The 26,134-nt window shown below is 70.3% G+C and carries 27 protein-coding genes; 3 read left to right on the top strand and 24 right to left on the bottom strand.

Translation table 11 applies throughout. From position 1 onward, the window contains the following. Nucleotides 1–37 precede the first annotated feature (37 nt). The 20 genes from IMT31_RS09060 to dacB all read right to left on the bottom strand — a co-directional run bounded on the left by IMT31_RS09060 (nucleotide 38) and on the right by dacB (nucleotide 19,865). Nucleotides 38–337: an Lsr2 family protein gene (locus IMT31_RS09060; RefSeq protein ID WP_345357371.1), complete on the bottom strand. Its 300-nt coding sequence runs from the start codon at nucleotides 335–337 to the stop codon at nucleotides 38–40. A 222-nt stretch (nucleotides 338–559) separates the two neighbouring features. Continuing rightward, nucleotides 560–787, bottom strand: a complete 228-nt coding sequence (locus IMT31_RS09055) for a hypothetical protein (protein ID WP_345357368.1) — start codon at nucleotides 785–787, stop codon at nucleotides 560–562. Continuing rightward, nucleotides 787–2,328 carry a lysine--tRNA ligase gene (lysS, locus tag IMT31_RS09050; RefSeq protein WP_345357365.1) on the bottom strand — a complete coding sequence of 514 codons (1,542 nt, stop codon included), beginning with the start codon at nucleotides 2,326–2,328 and terminating at the stop codon, nucleotides 787–789. Before lysS ends, IMT31_RS09055 begins: the two co-directional genes overlap by 1 nt. A gap of 46 nt (nucleotides 2,329–2,374) precedes the next feature. Further along, nucleotides 2,375–4,417, bottom strand: coding sequence for a M13 family metallopeptidase (locus IMT31_RS09045; protein WP_413542510.1), 2,043 nt, complete (start codon nucleotides 4,415–4,417; stop codon nucleotides 2,375–2,377). A gap of 130 nt (nucleotides 4,418–4,547) precedes the next feature. After that, complete coding sequence (locus IMT31_RS09040) at nucleotides 4,548–5,018, bottom strand: SRPBCC family protein (protein ID WP_378109313.1); 471 nt, start codon at nucleotides 5,016–5,018, stop codon at nucleotides 4,548–4,550. A 38-nt stretch (nucleotides 5,019–5,056) separates the two neighbouring features. Further along, on the bottom strand, nucleotides 5,057–6,067 hold the full coding sequence (panC, locus tag IMT31_RS09035) for a pantoate--beta-alanine ligase (RefSeq protein WP_413542509.1): 1,011 nt from the start codon (nucleotides 6,065–6,067) through the stop codon (nucleotides 5,057–5,059). Nucleotides 6,068–6,219: 152 nt separating this feature from the next. Then, nucleotides 6,220–7,167 carry a Rossmann-like and DUF2520 domain-containing protein gene (locus tag IMT31_RS09030; RefSeq protein ID WP_413542508.1) on the bottom strand — a complete coding sequence of 316 codons (948 nt, stop codon included), beginning with the start codon at nucleotides 7,165–7,167 and terminating at the stop codon, nucleotides 6,220–6,222. Next, nucleotides 7,164–8,888: a PH domain-containing protein gene (locus tag IMT31_RS09025; protein ID WP_413542507.1), complete on the bottom strand. Its 1,725-nt coding sequence runs from the start codon at nucleotides 8,886–8,888 to the stop codon at nucleotides 7,164–7,166. The genes IMT31_RS09030 and IMT31_RS09025 overlap by 4 nt, the downstream gene beginning before the upstream one ends. Before the next feature lie 56 nt (nucleotides 8,889–8,944). Continuing rightward, nucleotides 8,945–9,478 carry a PH domain-containing protein gene (locus IMT31_RS09020; RefSeq protein WP_378109314.1) on the bottom strand — a complete coding sequence of 178 codons (534 nt, stop codon included), beginning with the start codon at nucleotides 9,476–9,478 and terminating at the stop codon, nucleotides 8,945–8,947. Further along, nucleotides 9,447–10,007, bottom strand: coding sequence for a DUF3180 domain-containing protein (locus IMT31_RS09015; RefSeq protein ID WP_345357344.1), 561 nt, complete (start codon nucleotides 10,005–10,007; stop codon nucleotides 9,447–9,449). Before IMT31_RS09015 ends, IMT31_RS09020 begins: the two co-directional genes overlap by 32 nt. After that, the gene (gene folK / locus IMT31_RS09010; protein ID WP_413542506.1) at nucleotides 10,004–10,564 is read right to left on the bottom strand and encodes a 2-amino-4-hydroxy-6-hydroxymethyldihydropteridine diphosphokinase; all 561 of its coding nucleotides are present in this window, start codon (nucleotides 10,562–10,564) and stop codon (nucleotides 10,004–10,006) included. Before folK ends, IMT31_RS09015 begins: the two co-directional genes overlap by 4 nt. Further along, on the bottom strand, nucleotides 10,561–10,944 hold the full coding sequence (folB, locus tag IMT31_RS09005; protein WP_345357338.1) for a dihydroneopterin aldolase: 384 nt from the start codon (nucleotides 10,942–10,944) through the stop codon (nucleotides 10,561–10,563). The genes folK and folB overlap by 4 nt, the downstream gene beginning before the upstream one ends. 15 nt (nucleotides 10,945–10,959) lie before the next feature. Further along, on the bottom strand, nucleotides 10,960–11,895 hold the full coding sequence (folP, locus tag IMT31_RS09000) for a dihydropteroate synthase (protein WP_345357335.1): 936 nt from the start codon (nucleotides 11,893–11,895) through the stop codon (nucleotides 10,960–10,962). 42 nt (nucleotides 11,896–11,937) lie between these two features. Next, nucleotides 11,938–12,534, bottom strand: coding sequence for a GTP cyclohydrolase I FolE (folE, locus tag IMT31_RS08995; RefSeq protein WP_345357332.1), 597 nt, complete (start codon nucleotides 12,532–12,534; stop codon nucleotides 11,938–11,940). 14 nt (nucleotides 12,535–12,548) lie between these two features. Then, complete coding sequence (ftsH, locus tag IMT31_RS08990; RefSeq protein ID WP_413542505.1) at nucleotides 12,549–14,675, bottom strand: ATP-dependent zinc metalloprotease FtsH; 2,127 nt, start codon at nucleotides 14,673–14,675, stop codon at nucleotides 12,549–12,551. Between the two features lie 198 nt (nucleotides 14,676–14,873). Further along, the gene (gene hpt / locus IMT31_RS08985; RefSeq protein WP_345357326.1) at nucleotides 14,874–15,425 is read right to left on the bottom strand and encodes a hypoxanthine phosphoribosyltransferase; all 552 of its coding nucleotides are present in this window, start codon (nucleotides 15,423–15,425) and stop codon (nucleotides 14,874–14,876) included. A gap of 42 nt (nucleotides 15,426–15,467) precedes the next feature. Continuing rightward, nucleotides 15,468–16,643 (bottom strand): tRNA lysidine(34) synthetase TilS, encoded by a 1,176-nt coding sequence (gene tilS, locus IMT31_RS08980; protein ID WP_413542504.1) that lies wholly within the window; start codon nucleotides 16,641–16,643, stop codon nucleotides 15,468–15,470. Beyond that, nucleotides 16,613–17,785 (bottom strand): zinc-dependent metalloprotease, encoded by a 1,173-nt coding sequence (locus IMT31_RS08975; RefSeq protein WP_413542503.1) that lies wholly within the window; start codon nucleotides 17,783–17,785, stop codon nucleotides 16,613–16,615. Before IMT31_RS08975 ends, tilS begins: the two co-directional genes overlap by 31 nt. 47 nt (nucleotides 17,786–17,832) lie before the next feature. Beyond that, complete coding sequence (locus tag IMT31_RS08970) at nucleotides 17,833–18,303, bottom strand: DNA-binding protein (RefSeq protein WP_413542502.1); 471 nt, start codon at nucleotides 18,301–18,303, stop codon at nucleotides 17,833–17,835. A gap of 50 nt (nucleotides 18,304–18,353) precedes the next feature. Further along, entirely contained in the window at nucleotides 18,354–19,865 is a 1,512-nt protein-coding gene (gene dacB / locus IMT31_RS08965) for a D-alanyl-D-alanine carboxypeptidase/D-alanyl-D-alanine-endopeptidase (RefSeq protein WP_413542501.1), read from the bottom strand. 120 nt (nucleotides 19,866–19,985) lie between these two features. Between dacB and IMT31_RS08960 the strand changes: the two genes are divergently transcribed. Next, nucleotides 19,986–20,564, top strand: a complete 579-nt coding sequence (locus IMT31_RS08960; RefSeq protein ID WP_413542500.1) for an inorganic diphosphatase — start codon at nucleotides 19,986–19,988, stop codon at nucleotides 20,562–20,564. Nucleotides 20,565–20,666: 102 nt separating this feature from the next. Continuing rightward, nucleotides 20,667–21,308 carry a hypothetical protein gene (locus IMT31_RS08955; RefSeq protein ID WP_413542499.1) on the top strand — a complete coding sequence of 214 codons (642 nt, stop codon included), beginning with the start codon at nucleotides 20,667–20,669 and terminating at the stop codon, nucleotides 21,306–21,308. Nucleotides 21,309–21,311: 3 nt separating this feature from the next. Here IMT31_RS08955 and IMT31_RS08950 read toward each other — a convergent pair whose 3' ends face one another. Both IMT31_RS08950 and serS read right to left on the bottom strand, forming a co-directional pair. Further along, entirely contained in the window at nucleotides 21,312–22,142 is an 831-nt protein-coding gene (locus tag IMT31_RS08950) for an HAD family hydrolase (protein ID WP_413544395.1), read from the bottom strand. 107 nt (nucleotides 22,143–22,249) lie between these two features. Continuing rightward, nucleotides 22,250–23,536 carry a serine--tRNA ligase gene (serS, locus tag IMT31_RS08945; protein ID WP_345358108.1) on the bottom strand — a complete coding sequence of 429 codons (1,287 nt, stop codon included), beginning with the start codon at nucleotides 23,534–23,536 and terminating at the stop codon, nucleotides 22,250–22,252. 61 nt (nucleotides 23,537–23,597) lie between these two features. Between serS and IMT31_RS08940 the strand changes: the two genes are divergently transcribed. Continuing rightward, entirely contained in the window at nucleotides 23,598–24,830 is a 1,233-nt protein-coding gene (locus tag IMT31_RS08940; RefSeq protein WP_413542498.1) for a diacylglycerol/lipid kinase family protein, read from the top strand. A gap of 38 nt (nucleotides 24,831–24,868) precedes the next feature. Here the strand turns inward: IMT31_RS08940 and pheA are convergent, their stop codons facing one another. Together pheA and IMT31_RS08930 are read right to left on the bottom strand one after the other, a co-directional pair. Next, nucleotides 24,869–25,801: a prephenate dehydratase gene (pheA, locus tag IMT31_RS08935; protein WP_413542497.1), complete on the bottom strand. Its 933-nt coding sequence runs from the start codon at nucleotides 25,799–25,801 to the stop codon at nucleotides 24,869–24,871. Beyond that, on the bottom strand, nucleotides 25,798–26,124 hold the full coding sequence (locus IMT31_RS08930; protein ID WP_345357298.1) for a rhodanese-like domain-containing protein: 327 nt from the start codon (nucleotides 26,122–26,124) through the stop codon (nucleotides 25,798–25,800). The genes pheA and IMT31_RS08930 overlap by 4 nt, the downstream gene beginning before the upstream one ends. Nucleotides 26,125–26,134: the final 10 nt, after the last annotated feature.

Below are 26,134 nucleotides of genomic sequence, written 5' to 3'. Positions count from 1 at the left end.
CTTGTTCCGGGTCCCGGCGCGCCGAACGGCGGGCCAGTTACTTCTTGGCGTTTCGGTACGCCTCCACCACGTCCCGGTGCAACCGCCCCCGGCGGGACACCTCATAACCGTTCTCGGCGGCCCATTCGCGGATCCTTGCCGCCTCGTTGGCGGGGGCCGGCGGAGCGACGGCTCGGGCCTTCCGGATGTACCCCTTCAGGGTCGACCGGAGCTCCTTGGAATGCTCGGTCGACAAATCGATTTCATAATGGCGTCCGTCCAAAGAGAACTGGACGGTTTCATCGGCCGGGCTACCGTCCAGATCGTCCACCAAGACCACTTCCACCTTCTGCGCCAAGGTTCCCCCTCGTTGTTGTCATTCCCTCAACCAGGAGCATCGTTTACATCGAGGATTGAACTCAGATGCCCCACGGAGCAATAAGGAATCAGACTCAATGCTGCAATTCCCAGATCTGAGTATTCACATCGATTCTAGAATGTTCAACTCCGAAAGGCCTCGGGGGCACTATTCCGGGCAAACTCACAGGGAGTCAATATGACTACAGTGTGCGGTATATCCTCATTCTTGGTCTTTTGCCGGCGGCGTCCCCGCGCCGGATCCCGCACCCGGCGAGGTCCGGCCGGCCCGCTCGCTGGCCCACTGGCGTGCCTCGCGCTCCTCGTGCTCCGCCTTCGCCTGGCGCTCACCGGTGTCCACCCGGAACACGGAGCGCATGACCAACCAGAAGATCAGGGCCAGACCCACCGAAGGGGCCAGAACGGAGAAGTAGTCCCAGAAGGCGTCCATCAGTGTCCGCCCTCGGGGGCCTCGGGCTTGAGCAGCGGGAACAGGATCGTCTCCCTGATTCCCGCCCCGGTGAACAGCATCACCAGGCGGTCGATCCCCAGCCCGATGCCCCCCATGGGTGGGGCGCCGTACTCGAGCGCCCGCAGGAAGTCCTCGTCCAGCTGCATGGCCTCGTCATCCCCCGCGGCCGCAGCCCGGGACTGTGACTCGAGCCGCTCGCGCTGGATCACCGGATCGATCAGCTCGGAGAACGCGGTACCCCGCTCCATGCCCCCGATGATCAGGTCCCAAGCCTCGATGACGCCCGGCTGATCTCGGTGCGGACGCGCCAGCGGCTGAGCGGCCGGAGGGTAGTTGTAGACAAAGGTGGGGTTGACCAGGGTGGGCTCGACGATCTCGCCGAAGAGCTCGATGACCAGCTTCTCCGCGTCCCAGAACGGGTCGAAGGAGACCTGGTGCTCCTCGGCCACGGCGCGGAGCTCCTCCGCAGAGGTGTCCGGGGTGATCTCACGCCCCACGGCCTCGGACAGCCCCGGGTAGACCTCGAGCCAGGCCCAGTCCCCGCTCAGGTCCGCGGTACCGTTCGGCGTCTCCAGGGTGCGTCCGGCACCCACGGCGTCAGCGGCGTCGAGGATGACCTGCTTCATCCGATCGGCCATCACGTACATGTCCGCCCAGGCCTCGTAGCACTCCAGCATCGTGAACTCGGGAGAGTGCGTGGAGTCCACGCCCTCGTTCCGGAACACCCGGCCGATCTCGTAGACCCGGTCGATGCCTCCGACCACGGCGCGCTTGAGGTAGAGCTCCAGGGCGATGCGCATCGTCATGGGCTGGTCGAAGGCGTTCAGATGTGTCTCGAACGGACGTGCGTGGGCACCGCCGTGGACGAGTTGCAGCATCGGGGTCTCGACCTCCACGTAGTCGTGGGACTCGAGCGTGGAGCGGATCGACCGGACGATGGCGGCGCGATCGTGCACCATCTTGCGGGCCTCCGGCCGGACGATCAGGTCCGCGTAGCGCTGGCGTACGCGGGTCTCCTCGTTGAGCTCGGCGTGCAGCACGGGCAGCGGTCGTAGCGCCTTGGAGGCCATCTGCCAGGAGTCGGCCATGATGGACAGCTCGCCACGGCGGGAGGCGATGACCTCGCCACTCACGGCCACGTGGTCGCCGAGGTCCACGAGGCGCTTCCAGTCCGCGAGGGACTCCTCGCCGACCTTCGCCAGGGAGACCATGACCTGCAGGCGGACGCCCTCGCCGGCCTCGTCCCCCACACCGCCTTCCTGGAGTGTGGCGAAGCACAGCTTGCCGGTGTTCCGCAGGAACACCACGCGGCCGGCGATCCCGACGGTCTCGCCGGTCTCTGTGCCGGGTTCCACATCGGGATGGGCCGTGCGGACCTGGCCCAGGGAGTGGGTGCGCCCCACGGTCACCGGGTAGGCCTGCCGGCCCGAGTCCAGGATCTCGTCTCGCTTGTCATGGCGCACCTGGCGCTGGTCAGTGCTGTTGGCCGCGCTGGCCGGGTTGTCCGTGCTCACGGTCATCCAGTCTACGTTGCCTGGCCCGGCGACCATGCGGGGCGGTGACGGTCTACCAGATCGTGACGCGCTCCTGAGGGTCCAACCACATCGGGTCCCCCGGCTCGGTGCCGTAGGCCGCATGGAATGCGTCCAGGTTCCTCACCACCTGGTTGCAGCGGAACTCGTTCGGGGAGTGCGGGTCCGAGGTGATGCGGGTGATCGCGGTCTCGGTGCGCGTCAACTGCCGCCAGCACTCCGCCCAGGACGCGAAGAAGGCGCGGTCCTGCTCCAGGGCCGCCTGCTGCTCCTGGTCCTCCCCGACCGGCCCGGGTTCGGAGCCGTCCGCGGGACCTGCCAGGCCGGCGGAGTGCTCCTCCCTCCAGATGCCCAATGCCCGGTAGGCGATGCCGAGCCCGCCCAGGTCCCCGATGTTCTCCCCGAGGGTGAGATGGCCGTTGACGTGGTGTTCGGGGGCCTCTGCGGGGTGCAGCACCTCGTACTGGTCCACCAGCCGGGCCGTGCGCTCCTCGAAGGCCGCGCGGTCCGCGTCCGTCCACCAGTTCTGCAGGGAGCCGTCCCCAGCGTACTGCGAGCCCTGGTCATCGAAGCCATGGCCGATCTCATGGCCGATCACCGCGCCGATCGCCCCGAAATTCTCCGCGGCCAGCCGGCCCGGATCGAAGAAGGGGTTCTGCAGGATGGCGGCCGGGAACACGATGGCGTTCTCCAGCGGGGAATAGTAGGCATTGACCGTCTGCGGGGTCATGTGCCATTCCTCCGGGTCCGGTCCGGTCTCGATCTTGGCCAGGTCCCGCTCGAACTCGAAGGCGTTCGCCGCGCGGACGTTGGCGATCAGGTCCGTGGGGTCCACGGACAGAGTGGAGTAGTCGATCCACTTCACGGGGAAGCCCACCATGGGGTTGAACATGGAGAGCTTCTCCAGGGCCTTCTGCCGGGTGTCCTCCCCCATCCAGTCCAGGGTGCCGATCGAGCGACGGTAGGCCTCGGTCAGGGCGGAGATCAGCCCGTCCATGGCGGCCTGGTGACCGGCCGGGTAGTGCTTGGCCACGTACAGCCGGCCCACGTCCTCCCCCACGGCCCCGTTGACGAAGGAGACGCCGCGCTTCCAGCGGGGCCGGACCTCCTCCGTCCCGGCGATCTTGCGGCCGTAGAACTCGAAGTTCTCCTGGACGAAGGCCTCGGTGAGGTAGGGCGCGGCTGAGCGCAGCAGCTGGAGCTGGAGCCAACGCTTCCACGTCTCGAGGTCCTCACTCACCAGCAGCTGCTGCATCGCGGCCAGGAAGTCCGGCTGCCACGCCACGATCTCCTCGCTGCGCGGCCCCGTGGCGCCGACTCCCTCGAGCCAGGGACCGGCCAGGGGGAAGGAGTCGAGCAGGGCGGTCCGCTCCATCAGGTTGTAGCGCGCCACGGCGTCCCGGACCCTGACCACGTCCCAATGCGCTGCCGCGATCCTGGTCTCGAGGTCCACCACCAGGTCCGCGTCCCGCTGCGCCTCGTCCCGGTCTCCGCCGATGCCGGCGAGCATGAAGAGGTTGTCCACGTGCTGGCGGTAGTCCGCGACCAGGCCCGCGAACTTCTCCTCGCGGTAGTAGGACTCGTCCGGCAGGCCCAGGCCATCCTGGATGAGATGCAGCAGCATGCGCTCGGGATTGCCGGCGTCGTTCAGCGCACCGGTGCCGATCAGGCCGCTGACGCCGGTCCGTTGGAGCTGACCGGAGAGCCTGATGAACTCCTCCGGCGTGGAGACGGACTCGATCTCGGCCAGTTCCGCCACGATCGGCTCCAGCCCACGGTCCTCCACTCCGGACTCATCCATGAAGGAGGCGTAGAGGGCACCGATCCGGCGGCGGGCGCCGGCGTCATCCGCCGCCGCCGTGAAGGGCTCGGACTCGGCCTCCGCACCGGGACCGGACCAGAAGGGGGCGGCGGCGTCCTCGGCGAGGTGCCGCACGGCCAGTTCCGAGGCGTCCCTCAGCTCCATGAAGGCACCGTAGGCACCCTGATCGGCGGGGATCGAGTTGGACTCCAGCCAGGCACCGTTCACGTGCCGGTACAGATCCTCGCGGGCGGTCGGCTGGCTGGTCTCAGTCACTGAAGGGCTCCTTGGCAGTTCCGGGGCACGACGGCGGCGCCCGGCCCGCGCGGACCGGTCACCATGGGCGCCGGGCCGGCAGGGGCCGGTCCGGCGTTCCCCCGATCCTAGCGGTGGTGCCCGGGCAGGATCAGACCAGGGACTGCAGCCGGGCCAGGGAGGTGTCCATCTGTTCCTCGGTGATGGCCGGGAAGATGTTCTTCGCCAGCAGGTCCTGGTCGGTGACCTGGGACCAGTCGTACGTCAGGGAGACCTCCGTGGTGTCCCGGTCCAGGGACTCCAGCTGGTACACCCACTGCCAACCCTTCGGCTCCTCGCCCAACGGAGCCGGCTTCCAGCCCACGAGCTTGTTCTCGTCATAGGCCACCACGTGGTTCTCACGCCGGTAGTCACCGCCCTGGGACTCGGCGTGCATGTTCATCACGAACGTGTCGCCCACCTGCTGGATGCGCTGGGACTTCTCATCCGCGCGCACCATCTCGGACCCGTCGAACTCCTGGTGACGGGCCGGCAGGGTCAGGACCTGAAAGATGTCCTGTGCCGGGGCTTCGATGGTCCGGGTGACGGTCTGCTTCTTCTCGCCGTGTGCGGTCTCATTCATGGTCATCTCTCACCCTAAACACGCCGACCCCCAGGCCTTCAAGGGACGGGCAGGACGACGTTGTCGATGAGGCGGACGGGCTCGAAGGCCGCGGCCACCAGGGCCAGGGCCTCCTGCTCCAGGGGCGCGTCGAGCTGCTCGGCGGTGAGCGGTTCCAGGGTGGCGTGGTCCACGATCTCGAGGTAGTCCAGCCGGGCCAGGGGCTCGGCCTCCACGAGCGCGCGGGCCGCTTCGAGCCCCAGGGGCCGGCCGGCGTCGGCGTCCTCGCGCAGCCCGGCCAGGGCGCGGTGCAGCACCAGGGCGGCCTCGAGGGACTCCGGGGACAGCCGCGTGTTCCGGGAGGAGAGGGCCAGCCCCTCCGGGGACCGGACGAGCGGCACCGGACGGATCTCCACGGCGATGTCCAGGTCAGCCTGCAGGCGGCGCAGCACGGCCAGCTGTTGGGCGTCCTTCTGGCCGAAGTAGCTGCGCAACCGGGCCGGGGCCGGGGGCGCGGTGATGTTCCACAGCTTGGCCACGACGGTGCAGACGCCGTCGAAATGCCCCGGCCGCGAGGCGCCCTCCAGGACCTCCCCCATCCGGCCAGCGCTGACCGTGACGATCGGGGCGTCAGGGTACCCGGGGTACATCTCCTCGACATCCGGGGCGAAGACCAGCTCGCAGCCCGCTGCGCCGAGGATCTCCCGGTCCTCCTCCAGGGTGCGAGGGTAGTGCTCGAGGTCGGCGGGGTCACCGAACTGGAGGGGGTTGACGAACACCGAGGCGATGACGATGTCATTCTCCGCACGGGCCTGGCGCACCAGCGCCGCGTGACCGCCGTGCAGAGCGCCCATGGTGGGGACCAGCCCCACGGTGGGCGCGGTGATCCCGTTCACCGCGGCGGCTCGTACTCTCACCGCGAGCGCCGCCCGGAACGCGGCGCGGGTGGTGTGCACCTCCGGCAGTGGGCCCGGGGTCCCGGGGGTCGCGTCAACGGTGGCGTCCTCCAGGGTCAGGCCGGTGCCGGCGGGGACAGGAGTGCGGTCGGGGGCGCGGTCGAGCGGGGTCACGGTGCGAGTCTAGAGGCCTGGGCCCCGTCAGCTCTTCCGCGTATCCAACTGGCCGGACGAGTCAGGCGGGCGGGTGGCACCCACCGTGAGTGGTCAGATCGCGTGGTGTTCCGGGCTCTGTACGCCACGGGAACTGACCACTCACGGATGGGTCAGTTGCTCAAGAGATCCAGCAGTTCGGTCACTGTGGCCTCGGACAGGGCCCCCCGGGCCAGGGCACGCTGGGCGGTCGCCCGGGCCATGGCGCGGTACGCCTGCCCGACGTCGGCCGGGATGCCCTCCCCGGCCCCCTCGCCCACCAGCCCGTCCAGCACTTCGAGGTGCCGGCGCACCGTGCCCACGTCCCCGCGGGCGACCGGTCCGGTGAGGGCCCCGTCCCCGGAGGTCAGGGCGTTCTCGAGGGAGGCGGACATCAGGGGCGCGAGCATCCGATCCGTCTGTTCCACGCCGATCGAGGCCAGGATCTGCGCGGCCTGGGAGGTCAGGGTCACGAGGTGGTTCGAGGCATGGGACAGGGCCGCGTGGTAGGCCCCGCGATCCGCCTCGGCGATGACGGCCGGCTCCCCGCCCATCTCCACCACGAGGGCTTGGGCCACCGGCAGCACCACGGCGTCAGCGGTCACGCCGAACATGCAGTCCTGCAGCCGGGCCAGGTCCAGGGTCAGTCCCGTGAAGGACATGGCGGGGTGGATCGCCAGCGGAATGGCCCCGGCAGCTCGCACCGGGTCCAGCACGGAGACGCCGTGCCGGCCCGAGGTGTGCACCACGAGGTGCCCGGCCTGGAAGTGGCCGGATTCGGCGAGCCCGCCGACCAGTTCCGGCAGGGCGTCGTCCGGCACGGCGAACAGGACCAGTTCGGAGCGCCGCAGGATCTCGGGGATCTCGAGCACCGGAACCTCGGGCAGCAGGGACTCCGCCCGGGTGCGGGAGGCCTCAGACACGGCGTGCACGCCCGTGACGGCATGGCCGGCGTTGCGCAGGGCCGCCCCGAGCACGGCGCCGACCTTGCCGGCGCCGATCACCCCGACCCCGAGCCTGCCCGGGCGCTGCTGCGGCACCGATCCCGAGGGATCTGCCCGTCCGGTACCGGGGCCGGTCACTGCTGCACCACCTGGCGGGTGCGCTGCTCGAAGCGGGCCAGCTCCTCCTGGCGCATCCACTGGTTCCGGTCCCGCATACGCCGTGAGACGGCGGCGATGTCCGCCTCCTCGAGGAACAGCCGGGCCGCGACCTGGACATCCGCGTGGACCAACTGCGGGGCCACCGGACCGGGTGTGGAGTGGAAGTGGAGCGTGGCCACGGACAGGCGCCGCAGCAGCGGGCCCTGGTGCAGGGCCACGGACTGGATCCGCTCGTGGGGGATCAGCTGCAGGTAGCGCTCCAGCCGCCCGGACCGCAGCATCAGCATGGTCCGGGTGGACCGGTAGGCGTTGCGCCTCCAGGTCAGGGGGTCGAGCCACCACACGCGCCGCGGCGAGTGGGTGAAGCCCTGCCCCTCGCCGAGACCGGCGACTCCCTCCCGGAAGACCGCCGCGATGTCCTCGGTGCCTGCGGGGTCCGCCGCGTCCCCAGAGCTCAGAGGGTCCTCGGATTGAACGGGCCCGCTCAGGGAACCCTCGGGGCCGAGTCCCGGATCCGGCACCACCACGGAGAGCACTCGCAGCACGTCCTCGAGGGTGCCGACCGGCAGCACCGTGGACTTGTCCGCGGATCCGCCCTCCAGGGAGGGACCGTAGCCGGCCACGTTGACCACCACCTTGTACCAGCCGAAGGGCCGCCACAGCAGGGACTGGCTGATCCGCACGGCCTGCACGCGGCCCGGCGGGACGGTCTGCTGGGAGGTCTCCAGCAGGCCGTAGCGCAGCCGCATCCCGTCCGGGGAGGTGGCCACGGTGAAGTTGTAGCCCCGGTTGAAGCCGGACCAGAGCACGCCGATGAAGGAGAAGGCGAAGGGGATGAGGGCGAACAGCAGGATGAACCACCAATCGTCCTCACCCTCCTGGGGGATCACGGCATCCAGGATCGCGGCCCCGACCACCATCGCCACGAGGATGGTCAACATCACCGTGAAGGTGGTGGACAGCAACAGCGCGCCGAGCATCCGGCCGATCGGCACCCGGAGCATGACCTGCTCCGGCGCCTCGGGGATCGGCACAGCCGCCGGCTGTCCGGCCGGTCCGCTGGGCTCCCCGTCCTCCAGACCACTTTCGGCCTGATGGCTGCCGGCCGAGTGGCCATCCACTGCGGCCTCCGCTTCAGGGCCGAGGTCCGCCGCCGCCTCGGGGCTCGCACCAGCCCGGATGCCCGCCGCACGGCCCATGATCTCGGCGCGCAGGATCCGGGCCTCGCCCTCCTTGACATAGGAGAGCTGCATGGCGGTGGAGCCACCGTCCGCGGCCTCGAACTTGAGCTCGGCCAGGCCGAAGATGCGGGCCAGCAGCGGCTGGCGGATGTCCACGGCCTGCACGCGGTCATAGCGCACGCGCCGGTGCTGGCGGAAGATCACGCCGGTGTCCAACAGGACCTGCTCCTCCGCGAGCTGGTACTTGGTGAAGCGCCAGGAGAAGTAGTAGACCACCAGCAGGACCACGAAGATCCCGCCGTAGACGGCCAGGGTGACCCACAGCCCCCGTGCCGCCTCGAACTCGCCCTGACCCATCAGGGAGCGGATCGCGTCCTCGCCGAAGGACTGGGTGCCGAAGAACAGCATCGCCACGAGGACCACCCAGCCCCGCACCCAGGGGCTGATGGGATGCACTCGGTGCCATGCGCCGTCGGCCGCCTCCGGCCGTCCACCCCGCTCCGCGCGGTCCCCGGTCACGGACTCCTTCGGCGCGGGCCCCGGTTCCTGCTCGGGCTCCTCTGTCGGCCCGCCCGTCACAGGCCCGCCAGCCTCGCCTGGCCGCGGGCCATCAACGCGTCACGCAGTCGCTCGCTGTCCTCGACGGGGATGCCCTCGATCGTGGCGTTGGTCGACGCGGAGGCCGTCTGCAGCTCGAGGGAACGGATGCCGAAGCGCCGCTGCACGGGGCCCTCCTTGACGTCCAGGTACTGCAGCCGCCCATAGGGCACCGCCAGCACGCGCCGGAACCAGAGCCCGGACTTGAACAGGAAGTCATCATCCCGCTCGGCGTAGCCCATGGCGCGGACTCGGCGTGGGATCAGGATCATCTCGACCAGGCCCCACCCCAGCATCACCGCCGGCAGCGCCCAGGCCAGCCAGGCCGGATAGTCGGGCCAGACCCCCACCAGCATCAGGACCAGGGGGACGGCCAGCAGGACCGTCACGATTCCCGCCGTGAGGATCGTCACCATGAGGTGGGCCGGGACCAGCTTCGGGGATACCGGGGTCCAGTCCACGTCCTCGAAGCCGCGCACGTCACGGGTCGTTCGTTCTGGCACTCCTGGCATATCCGCCTTCCCCCTCTGGGCCGTAGGCGGGACCGGATCGTCGCCGGCTCCGCCCGCCCTGCTGACCTGATGCGTCCGTGGTGCCGTCCGCCCCGTCATCAGGGGGCACCCGGCAGAACTGTTCCACGATGTACCCCACGATAACCAGTGTCAGCCCCCCGACCACCATCAGCAGCGCGTCGTTCACGGTGGCCGTGCCGAATCCCGTGGCGGCGGTCAGGTGCACCATCACCCCACCGTGCCAGCCCACGATCAGCGATCCGGCATAGGCCCCGGCCTGGGCGAGCGCCAGGGTACGGGTGGCCACCAACGGGTTCATCCGCGCCGCGAGCGGGCGCTTCTTGTCCCGCTGGACGCGGATCCCGAGCAGCAGCACCAACACGGCCACCGAGCCCAGGGTGATCACCGAGGACCGCACCAGCACCGGTGCCACCACCCCCGCGCCCGCCGCCACCAGGGCGGCCACCCAACCCAGTCCGCCGGAGACGAGCAGGATCAGCAGCAACCACAGCGGGCGGATCCCCGTCATGAGGCCGGCCCTCCCGGCTCCTCGCCACCGGGCACCCGGGTGACCGAGCCAGCGTCCTCCGCCTGGGCCGCGAGGTCCGCCACGCGCTCCCCGGACAGCGTGGCCTCCGGTTCCAACCAGGACCATGGAGCGAGCACGAAGGCGCGGAGGTGGGCCCGCGGGTGGGGCAGCGTCAGGACCGGGTCCCCAGAGACCAGGTCCCCGTAGGTGATGACATCGATGTCCAGAGTGCGCGGCCCCCAGCGCACCTCTCGCGTGCGGTGGTGAGCCTCCTCGATCCCCTGGGCCACCGCGAGCAGGGCCGCGGGGGAGAGTCCCGTGGTCACCGTCAGCACGAGGTTCAGGTAGTCCGGCTGCCCCTCGGGCCCACCAACGGGGCCGGTCCTGGCCACCGGGGAGACTCCGGTCACCTGGAGGCCCGACGTGTCCTGCAGGTCCCGGACCGCCTGCGCCACGGTGGCGGCCGCGTCTCCCAGATTGGCCCCGAGGGCCAGGACGGCGGCCACGGGGGCTGAAGGGGCCCGGTCGAGAACCGAATCCGGCCCGGTGGTGCTCACGTGCGGTCCCTGTAGGCGGTGACGGCCACATCGGCGAAGTCCGCCTCGATGGGCGCGTGCGGCTTGTGGACGGTCACCTCCACGGCGGCGGCCACCGGCTGCTCGGCCAGCAGGGCACGGGCGATCCGGTCCGCCACGGTCTCGATGAGGTCCAGGGACTCCCCCGTGATCACCTGCAGCACGGTGGCGGCCACCTGTGCGTAGTTCACGGTGTGCTCCAGGTGATCGCCGGCCGCGGCGGGGGCGGCGTCCAGGTGCACCACCACGTCCGTGGTGAATTCCTGGCCGTCCCGCTTCTCGTGATCGAACACCCCGTGGTGGCCGTGGGCGGTCAGCCCGGTGAGCGTGATGCGGTCACGGCCGCCAGCCCGGGTCTCCACATTTCCCCGCACGGCTCAGGCTCCGGCCCGGCCGGTGACCGCCTCGGGTTCCAGCCAGGCCTGGGCGGCCTTGACCGCATGGAGGGACGGCTCCACCGTGTGGACGCGCACTCCCCACACCCGGTGCAGGGCGGCCAACGCGGTGACGGCGGCCGTGGCATGGTCACGGTCCGCCGGAGTGGGTTGCGCGCCGGACTCCGAGGCGAGCAGGGTGCCCAGGAACCGCTTGCGTGAGGCCGCCACGAGCACCGGGAGGCCGAGGGACTGCAGCCGGTCCAGCCCACGCAGCAGCCTCCAGTTCTGGGCGCCGGCCTTCGCGAAGCCCAGCCCCGGATCCAGGATCAGCTGCTCCGGCTTCACGCCCGCGGCCAGGAAGGCCTCCTTGAGCTCGGTCAGCTCCCGGACCACGTCCTCGACCACGTCCTCGTACTCCGCCAGGGAGTCCATGGTCTGGGCATCGCCACGGTTGTGCATGATGATGCACGGCGCGCCGGTACGGGCGATCAGCTCCGGCATCTCCGGCTCGTGGTTCAGGCCGGAGACGTCATTGATGATGACCTCTCCGAGCTTCAGGGCCGCCTCCGCCGTGGCCACGTGCATGGTGTCCACCGAGACCACCGCCCCGGCCTTCACCAGCGCCTCGATCACGGGCAGGATGCGGTTCTGTTCTGTCACCGCGTCGATCGCCTGCGCCCCGGGCCGGGTGGACTCACCGCCCACGTCGATGATGTCCGCCCCCGAGTACAGCAGGCGCAGACCCTGCTCGATCGCGGCGTCCACGTCCAGGTAGGCCCCGCCGTCCGAGAAGGAGTCGTCCGTGACGTTCAACACGCCCATCACGAGGGTGCGGTCCGTCGGCAGGTCCGCCAGGGTGCGGCGGCGGATCTTGCGGATCACCGTCATCGGTCCCGTGTTGGGGCCGGTGCCGGTGGATGCGGCCATCGAGTCCATGGAGATGGTCCTTTCGTGGAGCTGGTGGGATCCGGGCCGGCCTCAGCCGTGCAGGATCAGGCTCATCGCCTCGGATCGGGTGGAGGCCTCGCGCAGCTGGCCCCGCACGGCCGAGGTGACCGTCTTGGCGCCGGGCTTGCGGACGCCCCGCATGGACATGCACATGTGCTCGGCCTCGATCACCACGATGGCCCCGCGGGGGGTCAGGTGCGTCATCAGGGCCTCCACGATCTGCGTGGTCAGCCGCTCCTGGACCTGCGGACGGCGCGCGTACACCTCCACGAGCCGGGCCAGCTTGCTCAGGCCCGTCACCCGCCCCTCGGGGTTGGGGATGTAGCCGATGTGGGCCGCACCGTGGAAGGGCACCAGGTGGTGCTCGCAGGTGGAGTAGAACGGGATGTCCTTCACCAGCACGAGCTCCTCGTGCGAGATGTCGAACGTGGTCCCCAGGACATCGGCCGGATCCTGGACCAGTCCGGAGAAGAACTCGTCATAGGCCTTCGCCACCCGCCTGGGGGTGTCCTCAAGCCCCTCGCGGTCCGGGTCCTCACCGATCGCCTCCAGGATCTCCCGGACGGCGGCCTGGATACGGGTGCGGTCTACGCCGGCAGTACCCGGCTGACGTTGTGTCTCGTTCACAGTCCCGATCCTATTCATTCCTGCTCGGTGCGTGGCAGGTCGCTCGGGCCTGCGGGTCCCCCGGGGCGCCCGGTGCCTCCGTCCGGCTCCCCCGGCAACTGGCTTCCCGGGGTCGGGTCCACCGTGGGGCTGAGGGAGTCCGAGGTGGACTCCGGGTCCACCGCCTCCGGCGAGGCGTCCTCGGGGGCCGCCGGGCCGGCGTCGCCGTTCTTCTCGGCCAGGGAGCGGCGCTCGGCCGGGGACAGCACGGGGGGTTGGGCGGAGACCGGACGGTCCTCGCTGGACAGCCAGACCCCGCGGGGCTCGCGCTGACGGATGTCCGCGAAGATCGTGGCGATCTGAGTCTGGTTCAGGGTCTCCTTCTCCAGGAGCTCATAGGCCAGCCGGTCCAGGATGTCCCGGTTCTCATTGAGGATCCAGTACGCCTCGTCATGGGCGCTGTCCAACAGCTGGCGCACCTCGGCATCCACCAGTCCGGCAACCTGTTCGGAGTACTCCCGACCGCTGCTCATGTCCCGGCCCATGAAGGGCTCGCCGCTGCCGGAACCGAGCTTCACGGCGCCGACGCGTTCGCTCATGCCGTACTCCGTGACCATCTTCTTGGCCGTGTCCGTGGCCTTGGAGATGTCATTCGAGGCACCGGTGGAGGGATCGTGGAAGATGATCTCCTCCGCCACCCGGCCCCCCATGGCATAGGCGAGCTGGTCCAGCAGCTCGTTGCGGGTGATCGAGTACTTGTCATCCTCCGGGACCACCATGGTGTAGCCCAGGGCGCGGCCGCGGGGCAGGATGGTGATCTTGGTGACCGGGGCGGAGTTGCGCAGCCCGGCGGCCACCAGAGCGTGACCGCCCTCGTGGTACGCCGTGACCTTGCGCTCGTGCTCCTTCATGAGGCGGGAGCGCTTCTGCGGGCCGGCCATGACGCGGTCCACGGCCTCGTCCAGGGCCCGGTCATCGATCAGCTGGGCGTTGGATCGGGCGGTGAGCAGGGCGGCCTCGTTGAGCACGTTGGCCAGGTCGGCGCCGGTGAACCCGGGGGTGCGCTTGGCCAGCGAGTGCAGGTCCACGCCGGGGGCCATGGGCTTGCCCTGAGCGTGCACGGAGAGGATCTGGTGGCGGCCTTCCGAATCCGGGGCCTCCACGGGGATCTGCCGGTCGAACCGTCCGGGACGCAGCAGGGCGGGATCCAGGACGTCAGGGCGGTTGGTGGCCGCGATGAGGATCACGTTGGTGGTGGCGTCGAAGCCGTCCATCTCCACCAGGAGCTGGTTCAGGGTCTGCTCGCGCTCGTCATTGCCGCCGCCCACGCCGGCACCACGGTGGCGGCCCACGGCGTCGATCTCGTCCACGAAGATGATGGCCGGGGAGTTGGTCTTGGCCTGCTCGAAGAGGTCACGCACGCGGGAGGCACCCACGCCCACGAACATCTCCACGAAGTCCGAGCCGGAGATCGAGTAGAACGGCACGCCCGCCTCGCCGGCCACGGCCTTGGCGAGCAGGGTCTTGCCGGTGCCCGGAGGCCCGTAGAGCAGCACGCCCTTGGGGATCTTCGCGCCCACGGCCTGGAACTTGGCGGGCTCGGAGAGGAACTCCTTGATCTCGTGGAGCTCCTCCACGGCCTCCTCGGCACCGGCCACGTCCACGAAGGTGACCTGCGGCATGTCCTTGGTGATGAGCTTGGCCTTGGACTTGCCGAACTGCATGACCTTGCCGCCACCGCCCTGCATCCTGGACAGCAGGAACCAGAAGACCAGACCGATCAACAGGAAGGGGATGAGGAAGCCCAGCATGGACAGCAGCCAGTTGTTCTGCACGGGCTCATCCGTGAAGCCGTCCAGTCCGGAGCCGTCGATCGCCTCGACGACGTTGGTGGCGCGGGCCGTGGAGTAGTAGAAGTAGACCTCCGTGCCGAGGTCCTGGCCATCCAGGTTGTACGGCTCGCGCAGGGTCAGATCGACCCGCTGATCACCGTCCTGGATCTTGGCCTGTGCGGCGCGGTCCTCCTGGAGCAGCGTCAGGCCCACGTTGGTGTCCACGCGCGCGGAGGAACCCTGGGTCAGCGCCGGGATGAGGATCATCAGGAACACGGCGGCCAAAACGATCCAGATGATCGGGCCCTTGAAGACCTTCTTGGCTTTCAACAACTCTCCTGACCTTTGTCCTGCGCAGTGGGCGCGGCGCGCTCACCCGGTACGGGGTGGGCCGGAACTGCACGGGGTCATTGAGGGATCCACCGGCCCAGGGCACAGCCGTACCCGTCCACGGTACCGGGCGCCAGTCTACGGTGGGGGCCTGAGGTCCCGCCGTTCGCAACCGGTGGAATGGCTGAGGGCGCGGCCTCAGGAGTAGACGTGCGGGGCGAGGGTCCCGATGAAGTCGAGGTTGCGGTACTTCTCGTCGAAGTCCAGGCCGTAGCCCACCACGAACTCGTTGGGGATGTCCTGACCCACGTACTTGACGTCGATCTGCACCTTCATGGCCTCGGGCTTGCGCAGCAGGGCGCAGATCTCCACAGAGGCCGGCCCCCGGGACTCGAGGTTGGTCTTCAGCCAGGACAGCGTCAACCCGGAGTCGATGATGTCCTCCACGATCAGCACGTGGCGGCCCATCAGGTCCGCATCCAGGTCCTTGAGGATCCGCACCACGCCGGAGGACTGGGTGCCGGAGCCGTAGGAGGAGACAGCCATGAAGTCCAGGGTGACGTGCGAGTGCAGGGCCCGGGAGAGATCGGCCATGACCATCACCGCCCCCTTGAGGACCGCCACCAGCAGGACGTCCTTGCCCTCGTAGTCGCGGTCGATCTGCGCTGCGAGATCCTTGATGGTGTCCTGGACCTGCTCTTTGGTCATGAGCACATGATCCAGATCGCCATGCACATCCTGTGCTTCCATGCGGGCTGCTCCTGCGGGTGTGTTCGCTACGGGAATGCGCCTTCAGCCGGCCCGGTCCAGACGTGGACCCTCGGGCCTGACGGCGCCGAGCACCAGTCTCGCACACCCGCCCGTGCTGCGCCGGTGGGCTGCCACTCCGCCGGCCAGCTCCACCGGCCCCGCCGAGGATCCCCCCGTGGACCGGGTGGCCACCAGACGATCCACGGCCAGCACTCGCTCCCGGCTGGGCCGCTCGCCGCCCGCGGCCACCACTGCACAGCCGATCACGCGGTACCGGATCGCGGCCGGCAGCGCGGCCAGCTCGCCCATCGGCAGGGACACCGGGCCCGACGACGGCCGGAGACCGGGCGTACCGGGCGCCTCGACCTCCCCCCGACCCTCCGGCCAGAGCCGATCGAACTCGCGACCGGCCCAGTCCTCCAGCGCCGCCGCATCCTCGGCCGCGATGTCCGCGCTGCGGGCCAGTGCGGCGGCCAGCCCGGGGCCCAGGCCGTGCTGCGGCTCCTCGAGGGCCGGCAACACGCGGCTGCGGATCCGCGAGCGCAGGAAGGCCGGGTCCGCGTTGGTGGGGTCCTCCCACCACCGCAGGCCCGCCCAGCGGCAGATCGACTCGGTGTCCTGACGGGTGAGGTCCATCAGGGGGCGCAGCAGCAGTCCCCGGCGGCGCGGCATCCCCGCGAGCGTCCGGGTCCCGGAGCCGCGGGCGAGACCGAGCAGCACCTGTTCGGCCTGGTCATCCCGGGTGTGGGCGAGCAACACGGCGTCTGAGCCCAGCCGACTGGCGGCGGCCTCCAGTGCGGCGTGCCGGGCCGTGCGGGCCTCGGCCTCCGGACCGTCCCCCGTGACGTGGATGTCCACCCGTTCCACGGTCACCGGGTCCAGCCCCAGCGTCCGGGCCACGGTGGCGGCACGCTGGGCCACTCCGGCGGACCCGGGTTGCAGCCCGTGGTCCACGATCACGGCGCCCACTCCCCCGGCCAGCACCGGGCTGGCGCGGAGGCGAGCGGTCTCCGCGGCGGCCACGGCAAGCGCGAGGGAGTCGGCCCCGCCGGACAGGGCCACGAGCGGCAGGGCCTGCCCGCGCAGGGCCTCGGTGAGGGCGCCCACCGCGCGGTGCAGGGCCTCCGGCCAGCGAGCCGCCGGCGGCCAGGAGGAGGGTCCGGCCGGGGCCTCAGACCCGCCCGCGCTCAGTCCTGCCCCCGGATACGCGCGATCCACTGCTCCGGATGGTGGATCTCCTGCTCCCCGGGGAGGTTGTCCGCGGACGCCCACACCACGTTGAAGCCGTCCATCCCGAGCTCGCGGACCACATGCTTCACGAAACGCTGGCCGTCCCGGTACTGCTGCATCTTGGCGTCCATGCCCATGAACCGGCGGATCCAGCGGTCCACGGAGGAACGGGTGGAGGTGCGGTGGTCGAACCGCTGGCGGATGGTCTTGACGGTGGGGACCACCGAGGAGTCGATCGCGTCCATGACCACGTTGGCGTGGCCTTCCAGCAGGGACATCACGGCGTTGATCCGGGCCAGGCGCTTCTTGTCCTCCGGGTCCTGGATCAGCTCCAGCAGGCCCATCGAGGCCGGGTGGTCATCCGTGCCGAGTTCGGCGGACCCACGCCCCTCCTCCACGGACTGCGGGTCCGCCTCGGGGCCCTTCAGGAGGGCGCGGACGCGGGCGGAGAGGCGTTCGGGCAACGTGTCCACCTTGTCGAACATGCCGGAGACCAGCTCCATGATGTTGGCCTGCAGGTGCTCGCGCAGCCACGGCGCCGCCGCGAACTGCACGCGGTGGGTCTGCTCATGCAGGCAGACCCAGAGCCGGAAGTCCTCCGGGTCCACGTTGAGCTCCACGCGCACCTCGGCGATGTTCGGGGCCACCAGCAACAGCCGGCCCCCCTCGGGGCCGGTGGACGTACCGTCCGGCCCGGGCAGGGCGCAGAAGGGCTCGTACTGTCCGAGGACCTTCGAGGACATGAACGCCAGAACGGCCCCGGCCTCCAGGGCAGTGGCCGCGGTGCCCAGGCCCTGGGTGGCGCGGGCGTACTCGGCCGGGCGAGCCTGCTGCACGTGCTCGAAGGCGGGGGCCAACAACGTGGAGAAGGCCCCGACGTTGGCCCGGGCCCAGGTGGGGCGGTCCAGCACGAGCACCTCGGAGTCCCGCAGGTCCCGGGCGGCCTCCAACCGGGTGATCCGGTGGACGTGCTCCACCGAGACATCGGCGGCACGGCGCAGGCCGACGGCCTCACGTTCGGCCTGGTGGCGGGTGAACCGGGGCCCGGCGGCGCACAGCCTGGCGGCCGTGCTGGCGGCCAGGTCCCAGTCCACGGGCGAGGCGGTCGGCGGCGCGGGGGAGGATTCCATGGCCCCATCCCATCACACGCTGCCGGGAGCACGCTGGGCGGCCGGTCTCAGTCCCGGGACGCCACCGCTCGGTCCAACACGGCCGCCAGCTCTGCGGCCTCTGCGGCCCGGGCGGCCTCGGCTGTGGCCCGCAGCTGCTCCGTGGTGGCCATCCTGCCCAGCTGGGCGGCCACCTCGGCACCCGGGAGGGCCCCGGCGTCGGGCCTGCGAGACCGGTTGCTGTGCGCGGTCAGGACCGGCTCGGAGGCCTGGACCTCATCCAGGACCCGCTGCAGGTCCAGCTCGTCCTGACGTTCCTCCAGCATGACGAACCGCTCGTAGACCGCGGGGCTGCCGATCTTGATGCGCTGGGCGTTGATGAGCTGCGAGAGCATCGGGGCGGAGACGCCCAGCACTCGGGCCAGCGAGCGTTGACTGAGCCGGTAGGCGGACATCAGCTCGCCGAAGCGCCGGGAGAGGGGCATGCCGTAGATGGCCTGCTGCTGGGCCAGGCGCTGCGCTGTATCCGGCGAAGACATGGGGAGATCCTAGCCGAAAGTTTGCTATGGCAAAGGTTCGGCCGACGTGGTCACCGGCAGCCACATCCGGCCAGCACCACGGCTGCGCGGTCCACGGCGAAGCGGGCGTTGTCCAGCACGCCGGGCTGGCCGTTGGCGATGAAGCTGAACAACAGCGTCCGGCCGTCCTCCGTCACCACGGTCCCGGTCAGCGAGGCCACGGAGCTGAGCGTCCCCGTCTTGGCCCGGACTGCGTCCTCGGCGGCGGTTCCCACCATCCGTTCCTCCAGGGTCCCCTCCCGCCCGGCGGCCGGGAGCCCGGTGATCACCGTCTGGAGGTCGGGGGAGGTCGTGGCGACCTGCATCGCGGAGGTCAGTTGCGCCGCCGAGACCCGGTTGCTGCCGGAGAGGCCGGAGGCGTCCACGAGCTCCATCCCCTGCGTGTCCACCCCGAGGTGCGTCAGGGCGTCCTCGATCTCCTGTGCGGCCCCCTCGAAGCTGCCCTCACCGCCGGCGGCCAGGGCGAGATTGCGGCCCGTGGCCTCGGCCACCTGGTTGTCCGAGGTCTGCAGCATGTGGGTCATCTGCTCGGACAGCGGCGCCGACTCCACGGCCGCCAGTTCCGTGCCGCGGCCCTCCAGTGCGTCACGGACCACCTCGGTCTCCACGGTGAGGTCCAGCCCGAGGTCCTGGGCCTGTGAGGTGAGCTCCCGGCGGAACACCTCGGCCGCAAAGACTGCCGGGTCATGGATCCGGTCGGTGTGCCGGCTGGGCCGGGCCCGGCCGCCGTAGGTGGCGATCGGCTGGACCGTGGAGGCGTTGCCCGATGTCACGATGTCCGGACTCCAGTCCGGGGACTCCCCTGGGCCCTCATAGCCCGTGTCGTCCACGCCGATGACCACGGTGCCCGTGGCGCCCTGCTCCTTCAGCGCCTGTGCGGCCTGCTCGGCGAGTGTCCCGAGACCGGCCCGGCCATTGGCCTCCTTCGCGTTCTCCCCGGTGCCCATCATCACGTCACCGCCGGCGTCCAGCACGACGGCGGTCCGGCCCTCGGCCAGGGGCCGGGCCACCGCTGCGGTGGTGTAGCGGTGATCCGGGCCCAGTACCTGAAGGGCGGCTGCCGCGGTCAGGATCTTGACCGCGGAGGCGGGCACCACGGGCCGGCCGGGCCCTTCGGAGTAAAGCAGCTCACCGGTGAGTCCGTCCCGGACGGCGGCGGACATGGTGCCGCCCTGCAGTACCAGCGCCTCGTCCAGCAGTGCGTCCAGCGCCTTGGGCTCGGGGCTCGGCACGAGCAGCGGCGAGAGGTCCGGGAAGTCCACGAAGTCGGCCAGGATTGCCGCCGCGGAGAAATCCGCACTCGGCTCGGAGGAACCGGACGCAGTGCTGGAAGGGGAGCTGGACGGGGAGCTGCTGGCCGTCGTCGTGTCCTCGATGCCCGCGACGCCCGCGGCGGCCGAAGCGGCCGAAGCGGCCGGCACCGGGGCGAAGCCGCATCCCGTCAGCAGGGCGGCCGCCGTGGCCACCAGTGCCGAAGCCGCGGCCGCGCGGAGGGGCCGCAACGGGGCTGGGCGTGGATTCACAGTGCGACTTTCCGTCTCGGGCGCGGGATACCCTTGATTCTAGACGCCGCGCCCTGCAGCGCCATCCGGCGCGGTGACCACCTTCAGACCACCGTGAAGCAGCGCCGAGGAGCCCATTCCATGAGCCATGACGTCACCATCGAGATCCCTGCCGGGTCCCGCGTCAAGTACGAGTTCGACCACGAGTCCGGCCGCCTGCGCCTGGACCGCATCCTCTTCACGTCGATGCAGTACCCCACCCACTACGGGTACTTCGAGGACACCCTCGGGGAGGACGAGGACCCCCTGGACGCCATGGTGTTCCTGCCCGGCTTCGACCTGGTGCCCGGCGTGATCGTGGAGGCACGTCCGATCGGAATGTTCAACATGACCGATGACGGCGGCGGCGACGCCAAGCTGCTGTGCGTCCCGGCGGACAAGCGCTTCGACCACATCCAGGAGCTCGAGGACATCGATGAGTGGCTGAAGAAGGAGATCGAGCACTTCTTCACCCGGTACAAGGACCTGGAGCCGGGCAAGTGGGTCAAGGCCGAGGGCTGGGAGGGCCGGGCGGCCGCCGAGGCCGAGCTGGAGGCCTCTGTCCGGCGCTTCAACGCGCTCGGCGAGGAGACCCCGGAGGACGAACCGCAGGGACGCGAGGTCGAGACCGCGGAAGAGGATCCCGCCGTCTCCTCGAACGACCCGCAGGGCCGCGACTGATTCCAGCGGACGGGCCACCGGCGCGCGCCCGCATGGAGGTTCGCTGGTCCCACACGGAGATGGGGGCAGGCGAACGGGGGCAGGACTGGCAGAATCAAGGCTATGCCTCACTACGTCCTGACGATCAACCAGCGTGATTCGCGCGAGGTCGGGGACCTGGTCGGTGATCTGTTGCGATCGCTGCGGCCCGTGAACACGGTGGTGCCCTTCCAGCGCTCCTTCGGCGACGAGGCCATCGGCATCCTCCCGGACGCCGCCTCAGCCGTCGATGCAGCGATGCGGGCCCTGCGCCAACGTCGCTGGAACGTGGGAATCGGCGTCGGGACCGTGGGGCCTGCTGATGCGGAACGCGGCGGTTCCCTGCCGGACACCCAGGTGATCCACGACGTCGGCGGGCCGGGCCTGGTCTACGCGCGGCGGGCGGCGGAGGCGGCGGCCAAGGCCGGGGTGCGGGTGCCGGTGGCCGTGGACGGCCCGGATGCGGAGGTGGCCGAGGAGGCCCAGGCCGTGCTGCGGCTGATCGGCCAGCTGGTGATCACCCGCACGGACGCCGAGTGGGCCGTGCTGGACCTCATGGTCCCCGGCGTGCGGGGACAGCAGAAGCCCGTGGCCGCCGAGCTGGGGATCACGGTGCAGGCCGTGTCCAAGGCGGTGCAGCGCTCCTTCTGGAACGAGGAACACGCCTGCCGACCGGCGGCCGAACGGCTGCTGTCCCTGGTGGACGCGGTGGAGCTGCCCGGCTGACGGTCAGGACGTCAGCAGGGAACGCAGCACCGTGGCGGCGCCGTGCTCGTTCACGTGGCCGGTGACCTCATCGGCCACCTTGACGACCTCCGGCGGCGCCTGGCCCATGGCCACGCCGCGGCCGGCCCAGGCCAGCATCTCGATGTCATTGCGGCCGTCACCCACCGCCACGGTGTGGTCGATGTGGACGCCGAGGTGGTCCCGCAGCGCCTCCAGCCCGGAGGCCTTCGTCACTCCGGCGGCGGCGATGTCCAACCAGGCGGACCAGCCCACCGAGTACGTCACGCCCTGCAGACCGATGGACTCCACGGCTTCACCGAACTCCTCGGCGGAGGCATCCGTGGAGAAGACCACCAGGCGGGTCGCGCTGGCGGCCATCATGTCCTCGAAGGTCACGCCCTCGGCCTGCACGCCGAAGCTCATGTCCTGGAACCGCTCGGTGGACAGGAACCGCCCGCGGTCATCCTCCACGGCGTACTTGGCGCTGGGCAGCCGGTGCCGCAGGGCGCGCAGGGCAGGGCCGGGATCGAAGGTCCTGCGATCCACCACCTCGTAGCCCTCCTCCAGGTCCGTGGAGAGCCTCAGGGTCACGCCGCCGTTGCTGCAGACGCTGAACCCACGCTCCAGCCCGATGAGCTGGATGATGGGCAACGTGGCGCCCAGCGAGCGGCCGGTGGCGATCAGCACGTGATGGCCCGCCTCCACCACGGCTCGGGCCGCGTCACGCACCTCGTCATCCATGTGGCCGTCATGGTCCACCAGGGTGCCGTCCACATCCAGGCACACCATCTTGCGGACGCCGTTGCCGTTCGGCAGGGCGCCGGACGAGGTCATGTCCGAGGTGGGCCGGTAGGTGGTGTTCTCCATGCCCTCTAGTCAAGCAGACGGCACGGACGCCCAGTAGTCCGTCCCCGCACAGCGGGTGACGGAGAGGTGAACACTCACAGGACCGGCAGGACCTCAAGGCCGCCCAGATAGGGCTGCAGGGCCGCCGGGACGGTGACGGAACCGTCCGGGTTCTGGTGGTTCTCCAGGATGGCCACGAGCCAGCGCGTGGTGGCCAGGGTGCCGTTGAGGGTGGCGGCCATGCGGGTGCCACCCTTGGAGCCGTCCTGACCCACCAACCGCTCCCGGATGTTGAGGCGGCGGGCCTGGAAGGTGGTGCAGTTCGAGGTGGAGGTCAGCTCCCGGTAGGTCTCCTGGGTGGGGACCCAAGCCTCGCAGTCGAACTTGCGGGCCGCACTCATGCCGAGGTCTCCGGCCGCCGTGTCGATCACCCGGTAGGGCAGCTCCACCTTCGCGAGCATCTGCTCCTCCCAGGCCAGCAGCCGTGCATGTTCCTCGGCGGCCTTCTCCACGGTGGTGAAGACGAACATCTCCAGTTTGTTGAACTGGTGGACGCGGATGATGCCGCGGGTGTCCTTGCCCGCGGAACCGGCCTCGCGCCGGTAGCACGTGGACCAGCCGGCGTAGCGGATCGGCTCCTCCCCAAGGTCCAGGATCTCGTCCGCGTGGTACCCCGCGATCGCCACCTCGGAGGTGCCCACCAGATACAGGTCGTCCCGCTCGAGCTTGTAGATCTCGTCGTCATGCTCCACGTCGAAGCCGGTGCCCTGCATGGTCTCGGGGCGCACGAGCGTGGGGGTCATCATGGGGGTGAAGCCGTTCTGCAGGGCCAGGTCCAGGCCCATCTGCATGATGGCCAGCTCCAGCCGCGCGCCGACCCCCTTGAGGAAGTAGAACCGCGATCCGGAGACCTTGGCGCCCCGCTCCATGTCGATGGCACCGATCAGCTCGCCGATCTCCAGGTGGTCACGCGGGGTGAAACCGTCGGCGGAGAAGTCCCGGGCGGTGCCCACCGTCTTGACGGTGGTGAAATCGTCCTCGCCACCGGCCGGCACGCCGTCCTCGATGAGGTTCGGGAATCGGCGCTGGAGGTCCTCGAGGCGCTGCTTGGCCTCGTCCGCCGCGGCCTCCGTGGTCTTCACGCTGGCAGCCAGGTCCTTGACCTCGGCCAGCAGCCGCTGCTTCTCCTCGCCCTGCGCGGCGGCCACCTTCTTGCCGAAGGCCTTCTGCTGGGCACGCAGGTCCTCGAAGGAGGTGATCGAGGCGCGGCGTTCCACGTCGGCAGAGACGATCCGGTCCACCAGGGACTCGTCCGCATCGCGGGCGCGCTGCGAGGCCCTGTAGAGGTCTGGGTTCTCGATGAGGTGCTTGACGTCGATCACGAGGTCCAGCCTAGCGTTGCGCCCCAGCACGCGCCGTCATCCTCCTGCGTAGACTGCGATCATGCCCCTTGAACTGACCCTGGCCATCATCGCGCTCGTCCTGGTGGCGGCCGCCCTGGCCTTCGCGGCCGGCCTGTGGACCGGCCACCGCCGCCTGCGCAGCCGCATGGACCACCTGGACGGACAGGTGACCAACCTGAACGGGAACGTCCGCACCCTGCCGGAGCGCATGGCGGCCCTCACAGGCCAGATCCAGGCCCTGGACGGCCAGGTCAGCGAGATCGCGGATGCACCGCTGGTCGCCCGCGCGCTGGACCATCCCCAGCGCATCGCCCTGGTGTTGAACCCGTCCAAGTCCGGGGCGGACACCATCCGCACCCTGGCTGAGGCCGCCGTCGCCGAGGCCGGCCTGCCCCAGCTGACCGTCTACGAGACCACCGTCGAGGATCCTGGCGCGCAGATGGCGCGGGACGCGATCGCGGACGGGGCGGACGTGGTGATGGCCGCCGGCGGAGACGGCACGGTGCGGTTCGTGGCCGAGGAACTCGCGGGCACCGACGCGACCCTGGCGATCGTCCCGATGGGGACCGGCAACCTGTTGGCCCGCAACCTCAAGCTTCCCCTGGACGACCACCGGGCCTGCATCAACACGGCCATCCACGGCGCCAAGCGGGAGATCGACACCGTCACCATCAAGCTCGAGGGCACGAACGGCGAGGTCACCAAGAACACGTCCCTGGTGATTGCCGGCGCGGGCATCGACGCGGAGGTCATGGGGGACACCCGTGACGACCTCAAGGCCAAGGCCGGCTGGCTTGCCTACGGCGAGGCCGGGATGCGTCACCTGCCCGGCCAGCGCAAGGAGATCTCCGTCTCCCTCGACGGCGGTGCCCCCCAGCGGCGCAAGGTCCGGTCCGTCATGGTCGCCAACTGCGGGGAGCTGACCGCCGGAATGGACTTCATCCCGGACGCCCGGTTCGACGACGGCCTGCTGGACGTGGTCCTGCTCTCCCCCCGTCACGTGGGCGACTGGGTGCGGATCGCGGCGAAGACCGTGACGAAGTCCAAGCACGCCATCCCCGTCATGGAGACCCATCAGGCCACCCGATGCCGTGTGGTGCTGCACGAGCCGATGACTGCTCAGCTGGACGGGGACGCCATCATGGAGGTCACCGCGATCGACGCGCGCATCAAACCGGATTCACTGCGAGTACAGACGCCGGCCACCAACGTGCCGGACTCCGCCGCCGCCCCGGCCATGCGGCCCGAGGCCGCACCGGAGGTCCACGGCTGACTCGCTGAGGCGGCGCTCACCGGCTGATCCGGGGGCGGTCACCGCCCGATGATCGCCGTGACCCACTCCTGGCCGGCCCGGTACGCCGCGTCCCGAGTGTGCGCCGGGACGGTGTACCTCATCTTGTCCGCCCGCGGGTAGGACCCCAGGAACCGGATGCCCGGGATCAGCCGGTACAGCGCGGCGAGCGCGGCCTTGACCCGCTCCTCGGCCACGTGCCCCTCGAAGTCGATCGAGAAGAAGTAGCTGCCCAGTCCGGCCCCGGTGGGCCGGGACTCGATCCGCGAGAGGTTGATCCCGCGGGTGGCGAACTGGTCCAGGATGTCCATCAGCGCTCCGGGGTGGTCCTCCGGCAGGGGCACGACGACGGTGGTCTTGTCCGAGCCCGTCGGCGCCGGGACGGGGCCCGGGCGGGAGACGAGGACGAACCGCGTCACGGCACCGGCGGTGTCCTCGATGGCGGAGGCCAGCACGGGCAGCCCGGTCTGCTCGGCCACCAGCGGCGCGCAGACGGCGGCGTCATAGGAGGTGGTGTCCTCCAGGAGTCCGCGCGCGGCCCCGGCCGTGGACCCGGCGGGGACGAACTCGGCCTGCGGGAGGTGGGCCGCGGCCCAGTTCCGGACCTGGGCCCAGCCGTGCGTGTGGGTGGACACCGTGTGGATCTCCGCCAGGTCCATCTCGCGCCGGCCCAGCAGCACGAAGCTGATCGGCACGAGGATCTCGCGCTGGATCTGCAGATCGTCGTCCGCCGCGATGTCGTCCAGGGTGGCCGTGACACCGCCCTCCACGGAGTTCTCGATCGGCACCACTGCGAAGTCCGCCTCCCCTGAACGCACCTGCGCCAGGGCGGTGATCACCGAGCCCACCGGGACACACTCCCCCGAGTCCGCGCCGGGCACCTGCCGCAGCGCAGCCTCGGTGAAGGTGCCCTCGGGGCCGAGGTAGACGTACCGGGGTGGGGCGGAACTCACTTGACGGTCGGCTCGGCGCCGCCGTCCGCCTCCATGGCCCGGCCGGACTCGAGCCAGGCGCCGGAGCCGCCGGCCACGTTGAAGGCCGAGTAGCCGCGCGCCACCATGAAGTCGGCGGCCCTCATGGAGCGGCCGCCGGTCCGGCAGATCACGTAGTAGTCGGTGTCCGGATCCAACTCCTCGAGGCGCTCGGGCAGCTGGCCCAACGGAATGTGCAGGGCCCCGGCTGCACGGCCGAGGGCCCACTCATCGTCCTCCCGGACATCCAGGATGGAGGCGTTCTCGGGGACATCGCCCGCGCTGACGGTTTCGAACATGCTCATGGTGACCAGC

It is taken from the genome of Citricoccus nitrophenolicus, from assembly GCF_047305825.1.
Taxonomy (GTDB): Bacteria; Actinomycetota; Actinomycetes; order Actinomycetales; family Micrococcaceae; genus Citricoccus; species Citricoccus nitrophenolicus.
Note: the sequence above shows the minus strand (reverse complement) of the source record. Positions and strands in the feature narration are given on the sequence as shown.